This is a genomic window from Staphylococcus sp. FW104-15G4D (assembly GCF_058790135.1).
In genome coordinates this window covers 220,975-237,023 of sequence record NZ_JBYTCH010000002.1, presented here as the reverse complement: position 1 = coordinate 237,023, position 16,049 = coordinate 220,975, and the positions used below count along the sequence as shown (strand labels likewise).

At 31.0% G+C, this 16,049-nt stretch carries 18 protein-coding genes and 1 pseudogene; 15 read left to right on the top strand and 4 right to left on the bottom strand.

The annotated features are described in order from the left end of the window. Positions 1–11 precede the first annotated feature (11 nt). Positions 12–392, top strand: coding sequence for a GtrA family protein (locus tag AC3WQX_RS07580; protein ID WP_023351191.1), 381 nt, complete (start codon positions 12–14; stop codon positions 390–392). A 232-nt stretch (positions 393–624) separates the two neighbouring features. Then, positions 625–1,518, top strand: a complete 894-nt coding sequence (locus tag AC3WQX_RS07575; RefSeq protein ID WP_064212210.1) for a cation diffusion facilitator family transporter — start codon at positions 625–627, stop codon at positions 1,516–1,518. Positions 1,519–1,719: 201 nt separating this feature from the next. On the opposite strand, the gene AC3WQX_RS07570 is transcribed toward AC3WQX_RS07575, so the two are convergent. Next, positions 1,720–2,130: an aggregation-promoting factor C-terminal-like domain-containing protein gene (locus tag AC3WQX_RS07570; protein ID WP_002432800.1), complete on the bottom strand. Its 411-nt coding sequence runs from the start codon at positions 2,128–2,130 to the stop codon at positions 1,720–1,722. 407 nt (positions 2,131–2,537) lie between these two features. Between AC3WQX_RS07570 and AC3WQX_RS07565 the strand changes: the two genes are divergently transcribed. Continuing rightward, entirely contained in the window at positions 2,538–3,224 is a 687-nt protein-coding gene (locus AC3WQX_RS07565; protein ID WP_002432310.1) for a 2,3-diphosphoglycerate-dependent phosphoglycerate mutase, read from the top strand. A 185-nt stretch (positions 3,225–3,409) separates the two neighbouring features. On the opposite strand, the gene AC3WQX_RS07560 is transcribed toward AC3WQX_RS07565, so the two are convergent. After that, positions 3,410–3,514, bottom strand: a complete 105-nt coding sequence (locus AC3WQX_RS07560) for a putative metal homeostasis protein (RefSeq protein WP_000762708.1) — start codon at positions 3,512–3,514, stop codon at positions 3,410–3,412. 194 nt (positions 3,515–3,708) lie between these two features. Here AC3WQX_RS07560 and AC3WQX_RS07555 point away from each other — a divergent pair, with 194 nt between their 5' ends. The 5 genes from AC3WQX_RS07555 to AC3WQX_RS07535 all read left to right on the top strand — a co-directional run bounded on the left by AC3WQX_RS07555 (position 3,709) and on the right by AC3WQX_RS07535 (position 7,943). Next, positions 3,709–5,151, top strand: coding sequence for an MDR family MFS transporter (locus tag AC3WQX_RS07555; RefSeq protein WP_002432632.1), 1,443 nt, complete (start codon positions 3,709–3,711; stop codon positions 5,149–5,151). A 129-nt stretch (positions 5,152–5,280) separates the two neighbouring features. Then, positions 5,281–6,072, top strand: a complete 792-nt coding sequence (locus tag AC3WQX_RS07550) for a transporter substrate-binding domain-containing protein (RefSeq protein ID WP_023351194.1) — start codon at positions 5,281–5,283, stop codon at positions 6,070–6,072. Further along, complete coding sequence (locus tag AC3WQX_RS07545; RefSeq protein ID WP_002432695.1) at positions 6,053–6,772, top strand: amino acid ABC transporter permease; 720 nt, start codon at positions 6,053–6,055, stop codon at positions 6,770–6,772. The genes AC3WQX_RS07550 and AC3WQX_RS07545 overlap by 20 nt, the downstream gene beginning before the upstream one ends. Beyond that, the gene (locus tag AC3WQX_RS07540) at positions 6,769–7,494 is read left to right on the top strand and encodes an amino acid ABC transporter ATP-binding protein (RefSeq protein WP_023351196.1); all 726 of its coding nucleotides are present in this window, start codon (positions 6,769–6,771) and stop codon (positions 7,492–7,494) included. The genes AC3WQX_RS07545 and AC3WQX_RS07540 overlap by 4 nt, the downstream gene beginning before the upstream one ends. A 104-nt stretch (positions 7,495–7,598) precedes the next feature. Continuing rightward, positions 7,599–7,943, top strand: coding sequence for an ASCH domain-containing protein (locus tag AC3WQX_RS07535; protein WP_049428412.1), 345 nt, complete (start codon positions 7,599–7,601; stop codon positions 7,941–7,943). Between the two features lie 49 nt (positions 7,944–7,992). Here the strand turns inward: AC3WQX_RS07535 and AC3WQX_RS07530 are convergent, their stop codons facing one another. After that, positions 7,993–9,243, bottom strand: coding sequence for an aminoacyltransferase (locus AC3WQX_RS07530; protein ID WP_070597707.1), 1,251 nt, complete (start codon positions 9,241–9,243; stop codon positions 7,993–7,995). A gap of 327 nt (positions 9,244–9,570) precedes the next feature. Between AC3WQX_RS07530 and AC3WQX_RS07525 the strand changes: the two genes are divergently transcribed. The 7 genes and pseudogenes from AC3WQX_RS07525 to AC3WQX_RS07495 all read left to right on the top strand — a co-directional run bounded on the left by AC3WQX_RS07525 (position 9,571) and on the right by AC3WQX_RS07495 (position 14,325). Further along, positions 9,571–9,930, top strand: a complete 360-nt coding sequence (locus AC3WQX_RS07525) for a DUF4467 domain-containing protein (protein ID WP_002432307.1) — start codon at positions 9,571–9,573, stop codon at positions 9,928–9,930. A 28-nt stretch (positions 9,931–9,958) separates the two neighbouring features. Further along, positions 9,959–10,546, top strand: a complete 588-nt coding sequence (locus AC3WQX_RS07520; protein ID WP_049428410.1) for a DsbA family protein — start codon at positions 9,959–9,961, stop codon at positions 10,544–10,546. A 259-nt stretch (positions 10,547–10,805) separates the two neighbouring features. Beyond that, positions 10,806–11,759: pseudogene (locus tag AC3WQX_RS07515) on the top strand (metal ABC transporter solute-binding protein, Zn/Mn family); the annotation flags it as partial. A gap of 161 nt (positions 11,760–11,920) precedes the next feature. Beyond that, positions 11,921–12,388, top strand: a complete 468-nt coding sequence (locus tag AC3WQX_RS07510) for an SRPBCC family protein (RefSeq protein WP_193626846.1) — start codon at positions 11,921–11,923, stop codon at positions 12,386–12,388. Positions 12,389–12,472: 84 nt separating this feature from the next. Beyond that, the gene (locus AC3WQX_RS07505; protein ID WP_030063344.1) at positions 12,473–12,649 is read left to right on the top strand and encodes a hypothetical protein; all 177 of its coding nucleotides are present in this window, start codon (positions 12,473–12,475) and stop codon (positions 12,647–12,649) included. 146 nt (positions 12,650–12,795) lie between these two features. Then, a complete protein-coding gene (locus tag AC3WQX_RS07500; RefSeq protein ID WP_023351202.1) occupies positions 12,796–13,617 on the top strand; it encodes a formate/nitrite transporter family protein in 822 nt (273 codons plus the stop codon). Between the two features lie 171 nt (positions 13,618–13,788). Beyond that, positions 13,789–14,325 (top strand): GNAT family N-acetyltransferase, encoded by a 537-nt coding sequence (locus AC3WQX_RS07495; protein WP_064212209.1) that lies wholly within the window; start codon positions 13,789–13,791, stop codon positions 14,323–14,325. 112 nt (positions 14,326–14,437) lie between these two features. Here AC3WQX_RS07495 and nikA read toward each other — a convergent pair whose 3' ends face one another. Continuing rightward, on the bottom strand, positions 14,438–15,913 hold the full coding sequence (gene nikA / locus AC3WQX_RS07490; RefSeq protein WP_049428403.1) for a nickel ABC transporter substrate-binding protein: 1,476 nt from the start codon (positions 15,911–15,913) through the stop codon (positions 14,438–14,440). Positions 15,914–16,049 lie beyond the last annotated feature (136 nt).

Below are 16,049 nucleotides of genomic sequence, written 5' to 3'. Positions count from 1 at the left end.
GGAGATAGAGAATGAGATTAACCCAGACACATTTTGAAATTATCAAATTTGTAATAGTGGGTGGAATCAATACTTTAAATTACTATATTGTATATTTATTACTTCTAAAGTTATTAGGTGTTAATTACTTGGTCAGTCATATCACGGGATTTATTGTGAGTTTCATCATTTCTTATTACTTAAATTGTTATTTTGTTTATAGGGTAAAACCAACGCTAAAAAAGTTTTTAAGTTTTCCACTTACACAGGTGGTTAATATGGGAATGCAAACATTACTTTTATACATATTTGTGCAGTGGTTTCATTTCCCTTCAGAGATAGCCCCATTTGTAGGATTAATTATTACGATACCGGTAACATTTATTTTGTCTAAGTGGATCTTACGAGATTAATTGAGTTTAGATAAAGCAACCGACTAAGTACGTTGTACTGAGTGGGTTGCTTTTTTTAAAAAGAGATTTGAGATTGTGATTAAATTTGAATAAATATAAATTATAAATTAGGCAAATCTAAAAATTTCATTAGTTTATTTTCATAAAAAATATAGAAATAAAAAAACGTTGTAATACCTCAGTTATTGTTTCATACTAAAGTTATTAAAGCATATTAAGGTGGTAAATAAGCATGTCTCAAAGTGAAAATTTGAAGATTGCTCAACGTGGTGCCTATCTTAGTTTAGTCGTGTATATTATTCTTTCAATAGCCAAATATGTTACTGGATATATATACCAATCTGCAGCGGTTCGAGCAGATGCGTTAAATAATATGACAGATATTATCGTCTCAATTGCAGTTATTGTCGGACTAAAAATTTCTATTAAACCTGCAGATAAAAATCATCCATACGGTCATTTAAAATCTGAGAATATTTCGACATTACTTGTATCTTTTATTATTATGTTCGTCGGGATACAGGTTGTAACGGAAAATGCACCAAGACTTATTACACAAGATAGACATGTACCTAATGTAATTACAATTATTGTCAGTGTAGTCAGTGGTGTGATTATGTTAGGTGTATTTTATGTTAATCACAGACTCGCTAAAAAAACTAATAGCAGTTCGTTACGGTCTGCAGCAAAAGATAACTTATCCGATAGTTTAGTCAGTATCGGTACAGCTATAGGTCTTATATTCACGCAAATAGGATTTCCAATTGTAGATATTATTTTAGCGACACTTCTAGGTTTATTAATTATTTATACCGGGTTTGGGATTTTTAAAGAGTCAATCTTTACTTTAAGTGACGGATTTAATGAAAGAGATCTAGAAGACTATCGTAATGATATATTAGAAGTAAAAGATGTTATCGACGTTAATAATATTAAAGGGCGTTATCATGGAAGTAGTATTTTTCTTGATGTAACTATCGTCGTGAAACCGAATCTGTCATTGTATGAAGCTCATCAAATTTGTGATAGAGTAGAGCATCATTTACATGAAAAAGGTATTTCTTCAGTATATGTTCATCCTGAACCTTATAATCAAGAAGATAATAATAAAACGATTAAAGAGTAAAAACATAATTAGAGTGAGAAAATGATTTAAAATAAACCCCTAAATGAATTGATTTTAAAAAGTTCATTTAGGGGTTTTGGCTATATTAATACGTAGAGAGATGTTGAATTATTAAGATAATAGTTGAAATATAGCTTTAGTTAATAGTAGATCGTATCTTAAACAATCATTATATTTTTATAGGTTTAACCTAATTATAAATTACCAATACCCGTTAGCTTCGCGGAAAGAAATAGCATCATCTATAGAACCATAACGTTCTTTGGCATAATTAATCATACCTTTAGTTTGAGTAGCGACTGAACCATATCCCCATGATTGATTAGTTTGACCTAATCCATGATATTGTCCATTAGATGCATTTGGGTCTCCGCCTGATTCAGGAAGTACGATTTTTTCCCAAAGTGCTTTTGTACCTCCAGCTTTTATGAATTCTTGATATACTTCGCTTGTTGACTCACTACTTGCATTTGAGCTATGGCTAGATGATGTTTGAGTAGCTGTAGAATTATAATTTTGATTAGTATTTTCAGCAGCATGTGCATTACCGGCTTCTAAACCTGTAGCGCCTATTGAAACTGTAGCTAGAATTGCTAGTATTGATTTTTTCATAATTAATAACTCCTTTAACTAGAATCTGTCTGAAAATGCAGTTCATGATGCAAATATCACAGATCTATTTTGATTTGTGTCTTTCTAAAGTTGTAAATACACTATATCATCGCAATTGTTTTCATAGGTTACATCAAAGTAAAAATACAAAGTCAGATATTTTATTCATAAAACAAACATTTCAATATATCAATGTCTTGTGACAATATATTACGAAAATAGCCATACAATTACTTGGGAAAATAAGTTTTAACGGTCTATAATAATAGTAGTGAGAGAGAAAAATGAGGTCAGTTATTCATGTAATCATAAAGTCATGTTAGCAATCTCATTGTTATATTTACGCTCATGTTTTGAGATTGTGTAGTGGTTGATTACGTAATTTTAAATTAGGAAGGTGTTTTTTTATGCCAAAATTAATATTATGTCGTCACGGACAAAGTGAATGGAATGCTAAAAACTTATTTACCGGTTGGGCAGATGTGAAGTTGTCTGAACAAGGAATTGAAGAAGCTAAAACTGCAGGTGAAAAAGTAGCAGATAATAAATTAGAAATTGATGTTGCCTATACATCGTTATTAACTAGAGCTTTAGAAACAACACAATATATTTTAGCAGGTTCTAATCAACAGTGGATTCCAGTGCATAAAAGTTGGCGATTAAATGAACGTCACTATGGTGGATTACAAGGTTTAAATAAAGATGATGCACGTGAAAAATGGGGAGAAGAACAAGTTCATCAATGGAGACGTTCTTATGATGTGCAACCACCAGCAGAAAGTGAAGAACAACGTGAAGAATATTTAAACAATCGTAGATATAGACATTTAGATAAAAGAATGATGCCATATTCTGAAAGTTTAAAGGATACATTAGATCGCGTTGTGCCTATTTGGACTGATCGAATTTCACAACATCTATTAGATGGTGAAACTGTACTTGTGTCTGCACATGGTAACTCCATTAGAGCATTAATTAAATACCTTGAAAATTTATCTAGTGAAGAGATTGTTGGTTATGAAATAAAAACAGGTGCGCCACTTGTTTATGAATTAACTGATGATTTGGAAGTGAAAGATAAATACTATTTATAATAGACCAGAATAGAGTAAGCCATTAAATGATAAGTTTAAATCATTTAATGGCTTTTATTATGTGAAGTTATAAGTTGAAAGAATAATAAGGAAATTGTCTGGGAAATATGTCTTACTCATTTCGGGTAAATGATTAACATATCAAATTTAGATGTTTAAATATAAGTGTTAGAATTTAAAAGATTTTATTTCGCTCTTTTATGTTGTTTTATTATTTTCAGAGCACGTTTTCTTGTTTTTATATTTGGACTATTCAAATTGCGTCTAGCAGTTTGTAAATCTAATTTCATTTTATCTTCCTCCTTGTGTATCTATATTATGGAAGAAAATAATGCTTTTGTAAATAGTAATTATTACGATTTAACAGAATTACATAAGTCGTAGTATTTTTTAGAAACAAAAGTGAGCCAACTAAATGATTAACTTATTCAAAATATGTATAATAGGCAAATATCTGTTTGATGTTATAAAAGGGGGGAAGGTCATGTCTTTAAAAACAAAGTTAGTCATGATTATCACTATGTTACTTGGTGGATTTTTTGGTTTGTTAAATGAGACATTATTAACAACAGCTTTACCAAGTATAATGAAAGATTTTCACATTCAGTATTCTCAAGTTCAATGGTTAACAACAGCGTTTTTACTTACCAATGGAGTGGTTATTCCATTATCAGCATTAGTTATACAACGATTTACTACAAGACAAGTTTTCCTAACAGGAATTTTAATCTTCTTTGTAGGTACAATTGTTGGAGGTTTTAGTCCCAATTTTACTACGTTATTATTTGCAAGAATCGTTCAAGCTTTAGGTTCAGGTATTATGATGCCTTTAATGATGACGTCGATTCTAGATATCTTTGAACCTCATGAACGCGGTAAATATATGGGATTCTTCGGACTTGTGATTGGTTTAGCACCTGCGATTGGTCCGACATTATCTGGTTATTTAGTTGAATATTTTAATTGGAGATCTTTATTCCATGTTGTTGCTCCTATAGCAGCAATCACATTTATTATCGCCTTATTCACTGTTAAGAATGTAGGACAAAATATTAAAGTTCCTATTGATGTAATCTCAATTATATTATCTATATTAGGATTCGGTGGTTTACTTTATGGTACGAGCTCCATTTCACATGATGGTTGGGACGATCCAATAGTCTTGTCTACGATTATCGGCGGTATTATTTTAGTGGTGTTATTCATTTGGAGACAATCACGCTTGGATACGCCTTTACTCAATTTTGGTGTCTTTAAAAATAAACAATTTGCAATTGGTTTACTTATTATGGCAGTAACAATGATTTCTATGATCGGTTCAGAAACAGTATTACCAATGTTTGTTCAAAATTTATTAAATAAGCCCGCATTAGACTCAGGACTCATTTTATTACCTGGAGCAATCGTGATGGCTATCATGTCAATGACTTCAGGAGCAATGTATGAAAAGTTTGGTGCTAAGCCTTTAGCTATCATCGGAATGTTAATTGTAATCATAACAACTTCGTATTTTGTGGTGATGGATGAACATACCTCAACAGTAATGTTAGCTACAGTTTACGCGATTCGTATGATTGGTATAGCATTAGGATTAATGCCAGTAATGACACATACCATGAACCAATTAACTCCTGAAATGAATGCGCATGGCTCGTCTATGACTAACACCGTACAACAAGTGGCAGGTTCAATTGGAACAGCTGGATTAATTACTATTTTAAGTCAAGCGAGTCAACATTTTTCACCTAAAATGAGTGATTATAAAGGTATGAATAAACAAGAAATGGTCAGTCAAATTAAAATAGATACGATGTTGCATGGCTATCATGCAGGATTTTTATTTGCAGTGATAATTACGGTGATCAGTTTCTTATGCACATTTATGCTTAAAAAACGTACTAAAAAAGAAAAAGAACAAACATCATGAACGGTATAAAAAATATATTAGAACTTTCTGAACACTTGATATAAGGGAACTTCTTATTGACTATTACACTCTAAAGGGATAAAATATTTTTATTCCGATTAGAATAATAAGATTAAGGAGTTTAACTAAATGAAGAGACTTTTATTTTGCATTATCGCTTTAGTATTTGTATTGGCAGCATGTGGTAATAACGATTCATCAAGTGATAAAGATAGCAAATCAAGTAGTAAAGATGATAATACATTACGAGTAGGTACTGAAGGTACTTACGCACCATTCACTTTCCACAATAAACAAGATAAATTAACTGGTTACGATATTGATGTTATTAAAGCTGTAGCGAAAGCAGAAAACCTCAAATTAAAATTCAATGAAACATCATGGGATTCTATGTTTGCAGGTTTAGATGCAGGGCGCTTTGATGTCATTGCAAACCAAGTTGGTATCAATAAAGATAGAGAGAAGAAATATAAATTCTCTAATCCTTACACTTATTCAAGCGCAGTATTAGTTGTACGTGATAATGAGAAAAATATTAAATCATTTAATGATGTTAAAGGTAAAAAATTAGCACAAACATTCACTTCTAACTACGGTAAATTAGCAAAAGATAAAGGTGCCGAAATCACTAAAGTTGATGGTTTCAACCAATCAATGGATTTATTACTTTCTAAACGTGTGGATGCTACGTTTAATGATAGTTTATCTTATTTAGATTATAAGAAACAAAAACCTAATGCTAAGATCAAAGCTATTAAAGGTAACGCTGAACAAAATAAATCAGCTTTCGCATTTTCTAAGAAAGTAGATGATAAAACAATTAAAAAATTCAATGATGGTCTTAAGAAAATCAGAGATAATGGTGAATTAGCTAAAATAGGTAAGAAATGGTTTGGTCAAGATGTTTCTAAGTCTAAATAATGAACAGCAACACGCTTTAGATGCGGCTAAGCAAGCATTTGGTCCAATGTTAGAGGGATTGGTGAAATATTCAATCCCTATTACTATAGTTACATTTATTCTAGGCCTTGTTATTGCTTTGTTTACTGCATTAATGCGTATTTCAACAAGTAAAATTTTAAGAGGCATTGCACGCGTATATGTATCAATTATTCGTGGAACACCGATGATTGTTCAATTATTTATTATATTTTATGGTATTCCAGAATTAGGAAGACTCATTACGAATGATGCGGATAATCAATGGACTTTAGCACCGGTTGTAGCTGCTATAATAGGTTTATCATTCAACGTGGGAGCGTATGCATCTGAAATTATTCGTGGTGGTATTATTTCAATTCCTAAAGGGCAAACTGAAGCGGCGTATTCAATCGGAATGAATTATCGCCAAACAGTTCAACGAATTATATTACCTCAAGCAATACGTGTTTCTATACCAGCATTAGGTAATACATTTTTAGGATTAATTAAAGATACTTCACTATTAGGTTTCATTCTTGTGGCTGAAATGTTCAGAAAAGCACAAGAAGTTGCGTCTACTTCATACGAATATTTAACTATTTATATTTTAGTAGCAATTATGTACTGGGTTGTATGCTTTATCATCTCAATTATTCAAGGATGGTATGAATCACGCATTGAAAGAGGGTATCGCTCATGATTGAATTAAAAAATATCCATAAGTCTTTTAATGAGACCGAAGTGATTAAAGGCATTGATTTAACTGTAGATAAAGGTGAAGTTGTAACTTTAATAGGGCGTTCAGGTTCTGGTAAGACAACGTTACTTCGTATGATGAATGCTTTAGAGATTCCAACAGATGGTACAGTCTATGTTAATGGTAAAACTTATACTGAAAAGGATAAAAAATCTCAAATCGAAGTGCGCAAACAGTCTGGAATGGTCTTCCAAAATTATAATTTATTCCCACATAAATCTGCTTTAGAAAATGTGATGGAAGGACTTGTTACGGTTAAGAAAATGAAAAAGTCTGAAGCCGAACGTAAATCAATGGAATTATTAGAAAAAGTTGGACTTGATCACGTGAAAGACCAACGTCCTCATGCTTTATCAGGTGGACAACAACAACGTGTTGCCATTGCTCGAGCATTAGCAATGAATCCTAAGGTCATGCTATTTGATGAACCTACATCAGCACTTGATCCAGAATTAGTTAATGATGTTTTGAAGGTGATTAAAGAACTCGCTGATGAAGGTATGACGATGGTCATTGTGACGCATGAAATGCGATTTGCTAGGGAAGTCTCAAATCATACAGTTTTTATTCATGAAGGTAAAATTGCTGAGCAAGGCTCGCCAGACGAAATGTTTAATCAACCTCAAACTGAGGAATTAAAACGCTTTTTAAATGTAATTAAATAAGTTTGATATATGCTATGCTGACGGTTATTTGACGTTTGCATAGCTTTTTTATGTTAAAATAATTATAAATTAATTTTCACAAAGAAGATTTGAGGAGTGAAATAATGGAACACTCGATGAAGTTAAATGTGGAGCCATTCGAAGCCATTCGTAATCATAGGAAAACGGTAGAAATTAGACTGAATGATGAGAAAAGACAAAAAGTTAAAATTGGTGACACGATTGTCTTTACAAATATAGACGACTCGGAGAAAAAAATGAGAGTCAAAGTAACTGAAAAGCGAGTTTTTGATACATTTCAAAAGTTATTTAACTACTATGATAATGCTGAAATAGGTTATGAGACAGACGCGACCTTGGCGCAAAAAGTAGCAAGTATTTATTCCATCTATAACCAAACTGATGAATTAAATTATGGTGTAGTTGCTTTAAAAATAGAGCTTGTATAATATAAAAGGATCACATCTAAAGGGGAGTTTAGATGTGATCCTTTTTAATTTATGATTTGCGATTTTCTAAGATTTCTTTTAGTTTGTAGAATATAGGTTTTATTGGTTTAACAAAATCACCAATATATTCATAAACGTCAGCATTGAAACCTTCTTTGAATTTTTGTACACCTGCGTCTTCAGCATCTTCACTAAAGTCTCCAGTGATACCATAGAAATTATAACGATTAATATCATGCTCTTTAGCAAATTTAATCATTTCCCACTGTAAACGGTAAGCACCCATATAAGCATTATATTTAGGGTTTGAACCACTAGAGAGATAATATACTTCATGGTCATTATAAATATATAACGCAGCGGCTAGATTAAGTACTTGTCCTTCTTTAGCAATCTTATCTTTAGTTTGATTAATTTTACGTTCATTACTATCATATTGCTGTTTTACTTGCGTGTGTTTAGTTTTATTTTTCTTAGAATTTGGATTTTCTTCTAATGTTTTTTCAACTTCTTTTAGTTGTTTTTCTAAGTTATCATGTTTTTCTTGTAATGTATTTAGGTAGTCTTGTAAGTCTATATAAGCAAGTTTCAGCATTGCATGATCTTCATACGTTTTTTGCATATCTTCGAAGTAAGGTTTTTCACGGAATTTGAAACCATGTTTTTCCTCAGCCATTTGGAACAATTCAAAGAATGTGTCTGTTTCTTCTATAGGAAGTGTTTTAACTTGAACACCCATCTCATAAGTTTTCTTAATATTACGACGTGTTTGGTAATCCATTTCTTTTAATAGTTGATCTTCAGTCTTGTCTTTAAGATCTAATACTGATAGCCAACGAATTTGGCTCATTGTATCATAGCCGACTGTATAACCTTGATGTTTATAACCTAAATCTTCCATTGTTTTGATGAATGGTCGATTGTCGAATGATTCGATAATCTCACCATCAGCGTTTCTCAAGTTTTCTAGTAGGTAAGGATCAACAAGAACGTATAAGCAGTTACGTTTTTTTAAGTAATCTGTAAGAGATTTAAAGAAGAAACGAACTAATGATTGATTATTATAATCCATTACTGGACCTCTATGTGTGTAGAAATATTTAAAGAATTTAAGCGAGCGTGCCTCTGTTAAAAGGCAACCAGCAATGACTTTGTCATCTTCATCTTTAACTCCTACAAGATGAACATCGCCTTTCATTTTATTACGGTTATCAAAATGTATACTTGATTGTGTATAATGTGAAAAATTTTCTGAAGTAAATTGATCGAATTCTTCAGAAGATAAGTTAACAAATTTCATCATTAATCTTCCCCTCTAAATCTATTTAGTTATCTAAATTGTCATGATTTATCTATTTTACCAAACCCAAGTCATCATTACACATAATAACACAAAACATTGCATCATACTTTTGTATGAGATAAATTTACCCCAACTTAAATTTAATTAATAGAAAAATCACAAAAAATAAAAACAACTAGCTTCGTTGTAACACTCATTATGTGATAATATTTATAATGAAAGAATGGAATCTAACATGGGACAATAAATGAAGAATGTATAGATTTTCAAGGTAATTTATTTTTTCTATAGATAAAATAGGTTGAAAAGGTAGGAGTGAGTAGTTTGAAGAAATTAGCAGTTGCTTTATCAGTAGTAGCACTTATATTGGCGGGATGTAGTAGTGGTAAATATACTGATAAAATTGATAAAGCTGTAAAAATGCAAGACAAAAAACAAGAAAAAATAGCTAAGCACGATACAGGAGATGAAGTAAAACACTTTGATAAGAAAGATGCGAATATTTATGTATTTAAAAAAGGTAAATACGTTATTCTTGCATATAAACCTTTGAGTGATGATGCTGAAGTGCATTATTACACATATGAGTTTAAAGGCAAAAAAGCGCATTACAAAGAAAACTTTAACTCCAAAGGTTATTATGAAGAACATGAACCTGATTACAAGGAAGAAAACATGAATTAATCGTTGTATAGCTACAAAGGGAGTACTAATGAAAAAATTAATTGGAATTATAGCCATTTTAACCATCATTTTTATATATGGGTGTTCAAAACAACCAAGTTCTATTAAAGCTAAACAAGATGGCAAGCCATTAATAGTTATGTATGGAGATTTTAAATGTCCATATTGTAAAAAAGTAGAAGATAAAGTGATGCCAAAGTTGAGAAATAAATATATTGATAAAAATAAAGTTAAGTTTCAATATGTGAACCTTGCCTTTATAGGAAAGGACTCAATTATTGGTTCAAGAGCACAACAAGCAGTAAATCATTATGCACCAAAGTATTCACTCCAATTTCAAAAGTTAATGTTTGAACATCAAAAAGACGAAGATAAGAAATGGATTACACATACATTAATAGATAAACAAATTGATAAATTAAACATTAGTAATAAAACTAAAGATAAGATTAAAACAAATTATAAAACTAAAAATTCAACATCATGGAAAGCTGCTGAAAAAGATAAAAAACTAGGTAAGGAACATCATATAAAACAAACTCCTACAGTATTCATTGAAGGTAAAAAAGTTAAAGATCCATATGATTTTAGTAGTTATCAAAAACTTTTAGAATAGTAATTTTCTTTAATGAAGAGTAGGGCATAAATAATTTTAAAGAATATAATATGTCAATCTTCTTTGCAAATGTCGACAAGGCTTAAGCTTTTGTCGGCATTTTTTATTTTTAAAAGTTACTTGCAGATGATGCACAATAAAACTACCAATAGTTCTATTTTCCAAATGATTGTGAGAAATATTTTTAAAAGCCCTTGTCAATTCAGAAATAAAAGTATATACTTTTAAATCGTAATAATTACTATTTAGGAGGTTGTTTATGAAAAGACTATTGAGTTTATTAGTCATTCTCCCTTTATTTGCCCTCATTTTAACGGCGTGTGGAAATGATAATAATAAAAAAGAAGATGGTAAGATTACTATCAATACTACAGTTTATCCACTTAAATCTTTTGCAGAACAAATTGGTGGTAAACATGTAAACGTTAAATCAATTTATCCAGCAGGTACTGATTTACATACCTATGAGCCAACACAAAAGGATATCTTAAATGCGAGTAAGGCAGATTTATTTATCTATACAGGTGATGATTTAGATCCAGTTGCTAAAAAAGTAGCAGGAACAATCAAAGATAAAGATAAGAAATTATCTTTACAAGATAAATTAAGTAAAAGTAGTTTACTTCCTGATCATCACCATCATGGAGAAGAGCATGAGGAACACGAACATCATCATCATGGTGAATATGACCCGCACATTTGGCTAGACCCAAAAATGGATCAAACATTCGCTAAAGAAATCAAAGATGCTTTAATTAAGAAAGATCCAAAACATAAGAAAGAATATGAAAAGAATTACAAAAAACTTAACAAAGAACTTGCTAATTTAGATAAAGAAATGAAGAAAGTAACTAAAGACAAGAAAGATAATGTTGTATTTATCTCACATGAGTCAATCGGTTATCTAGCTCATAGATACGGATTTAAGCAAGAAGGTGTTCAAAATATGAATGCAGAGGATCCATCGCAAAAAGAATTAACTCAAATTGTTAAAGAGATAAGAGCTAGTAAAGCGAAATATATTCTTTATGAGGATAATGTAGCAAATAAAGTTACAGATACAATTCGTAAAGAAACAGATGCTAAACCGCTTAAGTTTTACAACATGGAATCTTTAAATAAAGATCAACAAGAAGAAAAAGACTTGTCTTATCAAAAATTAATGAGAGAAAATATTAAAAACTTAGAAAAGTCATTATCAAGTAATGTGAAAGAACAATAATTAATTCTTAACCACCGAAGCATGGTTTTTTATTACGTTGGTTAAATTGAGAGCCTCCATTCATATGAGTGGGGGCATTTTATTATTTGTTATTTGACGAATTTTGTTACTATATAATCATTAAAATAAAAGATAAAGTGTGAGGGTTCGTTATGCCAATTAAAAAAGAAAAAAATAGAATTATTTTTTCTAGAACATTTCAAGCATCTATTGAAAAAGTATTTGATGCTTATACTAAGAAAGAATTATTTGAACAGTGGTTTCATCCTAAAGGCGCTTCAATAGAGGTTTATCATTTTAACGCTGTTGAGGGTGGAGAGGCGTTTTTCGCGATTCAAGCGCCTAACATGACAAGTTATACTGTTATTGAATATCAAAAAGTAGACAAACCTAATCATATTGAATATCTAGATTACTTTGCTAATTCTAAAGGTGAGAAAGATACTTCAATGCCTGGTATGCAAATTTTCATGAATTTTGAAGAGCAAAATGGCCAAACAACAGTTACCTCAACATCAGTATTTCCAACTCAAGAAGCAGCTCAACAAGCATTAGATATGGGCGTTGAGCAAGGGATGGACTCAACTTTAGATCAATTAGATAAGTTACTTAAATCTTAGTTGTCAAAAATCTGTCAGAGTCAGTCGCTTTTTTTTCAATTATAATTGGTATAGAAATCAATTATTTGTTAAAGAGGTATTATTATGAAAAAAAGATATTTAAAAGTATTGGGATTGTACACATTTACTACAGGCATCTCGTCTATCGTAATTAACTCAAATTGTGTATCTAATAAAATGCTGAGATTTATTTTAAGAACTGCATTGGGTTATGGCATTTTCGCGTATAGTTTACATTTTTTAGCACAACGTAAACATTAACTATAACTAAAGGTGAATAGCTTTATATCGCCCTAGGTACAGGGCGATATTTTTATTAGAAATTTTATTATAGAGATACACAATACATAGATGAATTAATATAATGTATTATTATAAATGTTGAGTTTAATTAAGGAGAGGATCGCATGATACATAATAATAAAAATGTTCAAGATACACATGCAACAAAGACAATTGTTCAAAATATTGCCGGGCAAGTACAAATGAAAGAGGTTATGGCTGATAAAACTCCGAGTCGATATGCTTTAAAATCAATGATGGCCGGTTTTTTACTTTCAATTGTTACAGTGTTTATGTTAGCAATCAAAACCCAATTTGCTTCAACACATATTGACGGCTTAATCAATTTGATGGGTGCAATTTCATTTAGTTTAGGGCTAGTGCTTGTTGTATTAACTCATTCTGAATTACTTACAAGTAATTTCATGTATTTAACCGTCGGCTGGTATTATAAAGTTATAAGTATGAAGAAAGTGACGTGGATATTCATCTTTTGTTTCATAGGAAATATTGTCGGTGGATTTATACTATTCTTCTTACTTAAATTTTCTCATGTAATGACACCAGAGATGACCAATAGTTTAACGACACTGGTACATAAGAAAACAGTTGAATCTACATGGTTGAGTATATTAATTAAAGGTATATTTTGTAATTTCTTTATCAATATTGGCATCTTCATTTCTCTACAATTTAAAGAGGGCTTAGCAAAAGCGTTTTTCATCGCTTGTGGTGTGATTGTCTTTGTATTTATGGGTTATGAACACGTAGTATTTAACGCAGGTCTTTATGCAGGAATGATATTCTTTAATATCGAGGCATTGTCTTGGTTAGACGTGTTAAAGAATATTGTTTTTGCATTTATTGGTAACTATATCGGTGGCGGTATATGTGTTGGTTTAGTTTACGCGTATCTTAATGGGAAACGTGATAGTTTAACTGAATAATTGGTTAAGCAGGTTCATATAGATGGATCTGCTTATTTTTTTAAAAAGATGGTTAAAATTGAAAACAACTTTAAATATAGTCTGAGCTTCTTAAGCTTAATCAATGGACGTTCGTTTGATTAAAAGTTAGCCTATTATTCAAGTAGAATGTTAGATTTTGGGAGTGAAATTATGTCAGAGACAAATATAAGAATTGCCAACATGGGAGATGCAGAGGAGCTACATCAATTAATGTATGATGCTTTCACACCATTAAGAGAGCTAGGAATTGATTGGCCTTCAGTCAATGCAGATTTAGAAATGGTTAAAAATAATTTAGAAAACAATACGACCTTTGTTATGGTAAAGGGCAATGAAATTATTTCTACAATTACTGTACGTTATCCTTGGGGCAGTGTGAGAAGTATTTCTGGATATCCTTTTATATGGTGGTTTGCGACTAAACCATCTTATGATGGTCAGGGCTATGGTAGTCAATTGCTACGTTATGTTGAAGAGGATTTTTTAAGAGATACATTAAAAGCGGCAGCTGTAACTTTAGGTACCTCTGCAAGACTCCATCCTTGGTTACTTAAAATTTATGAAAAAAGAGGCTATGAAGTATATGCTGAACATGAAAATGATGATGGTGATTTAGGAGTCATAATGCGTAAAATTTTAATCCCTGAACGTTTTGAAGAACAAATATTAGGGCAACCACCATTTTAAGACAACTATGAGTATCATTGTCTAAGTATTAAAAGTCTTTATTAGTAAAATAAAAAACTCCTTATAAAGTAGACATTTCAAATTGAATACTTTATAGGGAGTTTTTATATAATTATTCTTTTTTACTTACTTTGTAATCAATAAGGTAAATTGATTCAGGAGTGACATTGAAATTTTTAACTTTACTACTTACGCCATCAATTTGATCATTGTACGTAATATAACTATTTGGAATGTCTCCTTTAGACTTTTCTAAAATTTCATTGGTAACTGATGCACGTTGTTTTTCACCAAAAGAGGTGTTTAATTTTTTAATAAGTTGAGTGACTTCTTTATTATTATAATGTCCTTTATTGAGTGCACCGTTAGGCAAATATGCAGTATTGAAGAAATAGCCAGTATCTCCTCGAGGTATAGTTAAATAACTATACATAGACACATCCCAAGCTTTTGGATCTTTAAGGTAACCATCTATATCATCTACATTACGTAACTGAATATCAATATTAGCTTTTTTAGCTTCTGATTGGATCACTTGGCCAATTTTAGGTAATTCTGGACGACCATCGTATGTGACCATGTTAATTTTAAGTGGATGTGACTTACTAAATCCTTCTTGTGCTAATAATTTTTTAGCCTTTTCAATATCTTGGGGTTGAACTTTATCGTTTTCCACATTTTTTAATCGATCATTAAATGGAGTTGAGGCAGGCTTAGCATAATTTTTAGAAATGTTTTTAGCGATTTCTTTACGATTAATAACCATGTCTAATGCTTCTCGAACATTTTTATTAATCTTTTTACTTTGATGATTGTATAACAGTAGATGTGTTCGGAAACCTGATGTATTTTGGATATTAGCTTTCTTAGAATTTTTTACATCACTTATACGATCGATAGGAACATCTGTGGTTAAATCCGATTTACCAGATAATAAGTTATCAACGCGTGTATTACCATCTTCATGATAAGTGACATTTACTTTATTGAGTTTTGGTTTTCCTTGCCAATAATCTTTGAACTTTGTGAGTTCAAGCTTCTGTGCGCGTTTATAGTTATCTATTTGGTATGGACCTGTTCCGACTGGTTTGTCGGTAACTTTACTTTTGGCTTTAGTATCATAAATTGCCGCAAACGGACTGGCTAGTTCTGATTTTAATTCTGGATAAGGTTCTTCTGTAGTAATCGTCACTTTTTGACCTTTAGCAGAAATTGATTTAATAGGTAATGACCCCTTTAATAAATCACTTTTTTTCATTCCCTCTTCTAAACTTGATTTCACAGCATTCCCAGTCAATTTATGACCATTTTGGAATTTAATATTATCTTTTAATGTCAATTCGAGGGTGTTATCAGATTTTTGATGTGTGCTTTTAACTAGTAATGGTTTAACTTTACCGTCTTTTGACATTTTGAAAAGTGATTCCAAAGCACCTACTTTAACAGGAATATCGGTTTCATAGGGGGCGATTGATTTTGTTTTCAAGGGAATTTCAACATTTAATGTATTTTTATCAGAGTTTGATTTCCCTCCACAACTTGCTAAAATAAAAGATACTAATATGGTAAGGATTAAAATTTTCTTCATTAAACAAGTCCTTTCTTAACATGAACATTGAATTTATTGAAGCAACTTATGTCTAACATTAAAAGTAACATTTATTTAGTATTTATGTTTGAAGTGATTGCGTTATGATGTTAAACCTTATTATTTTTAATTTTAG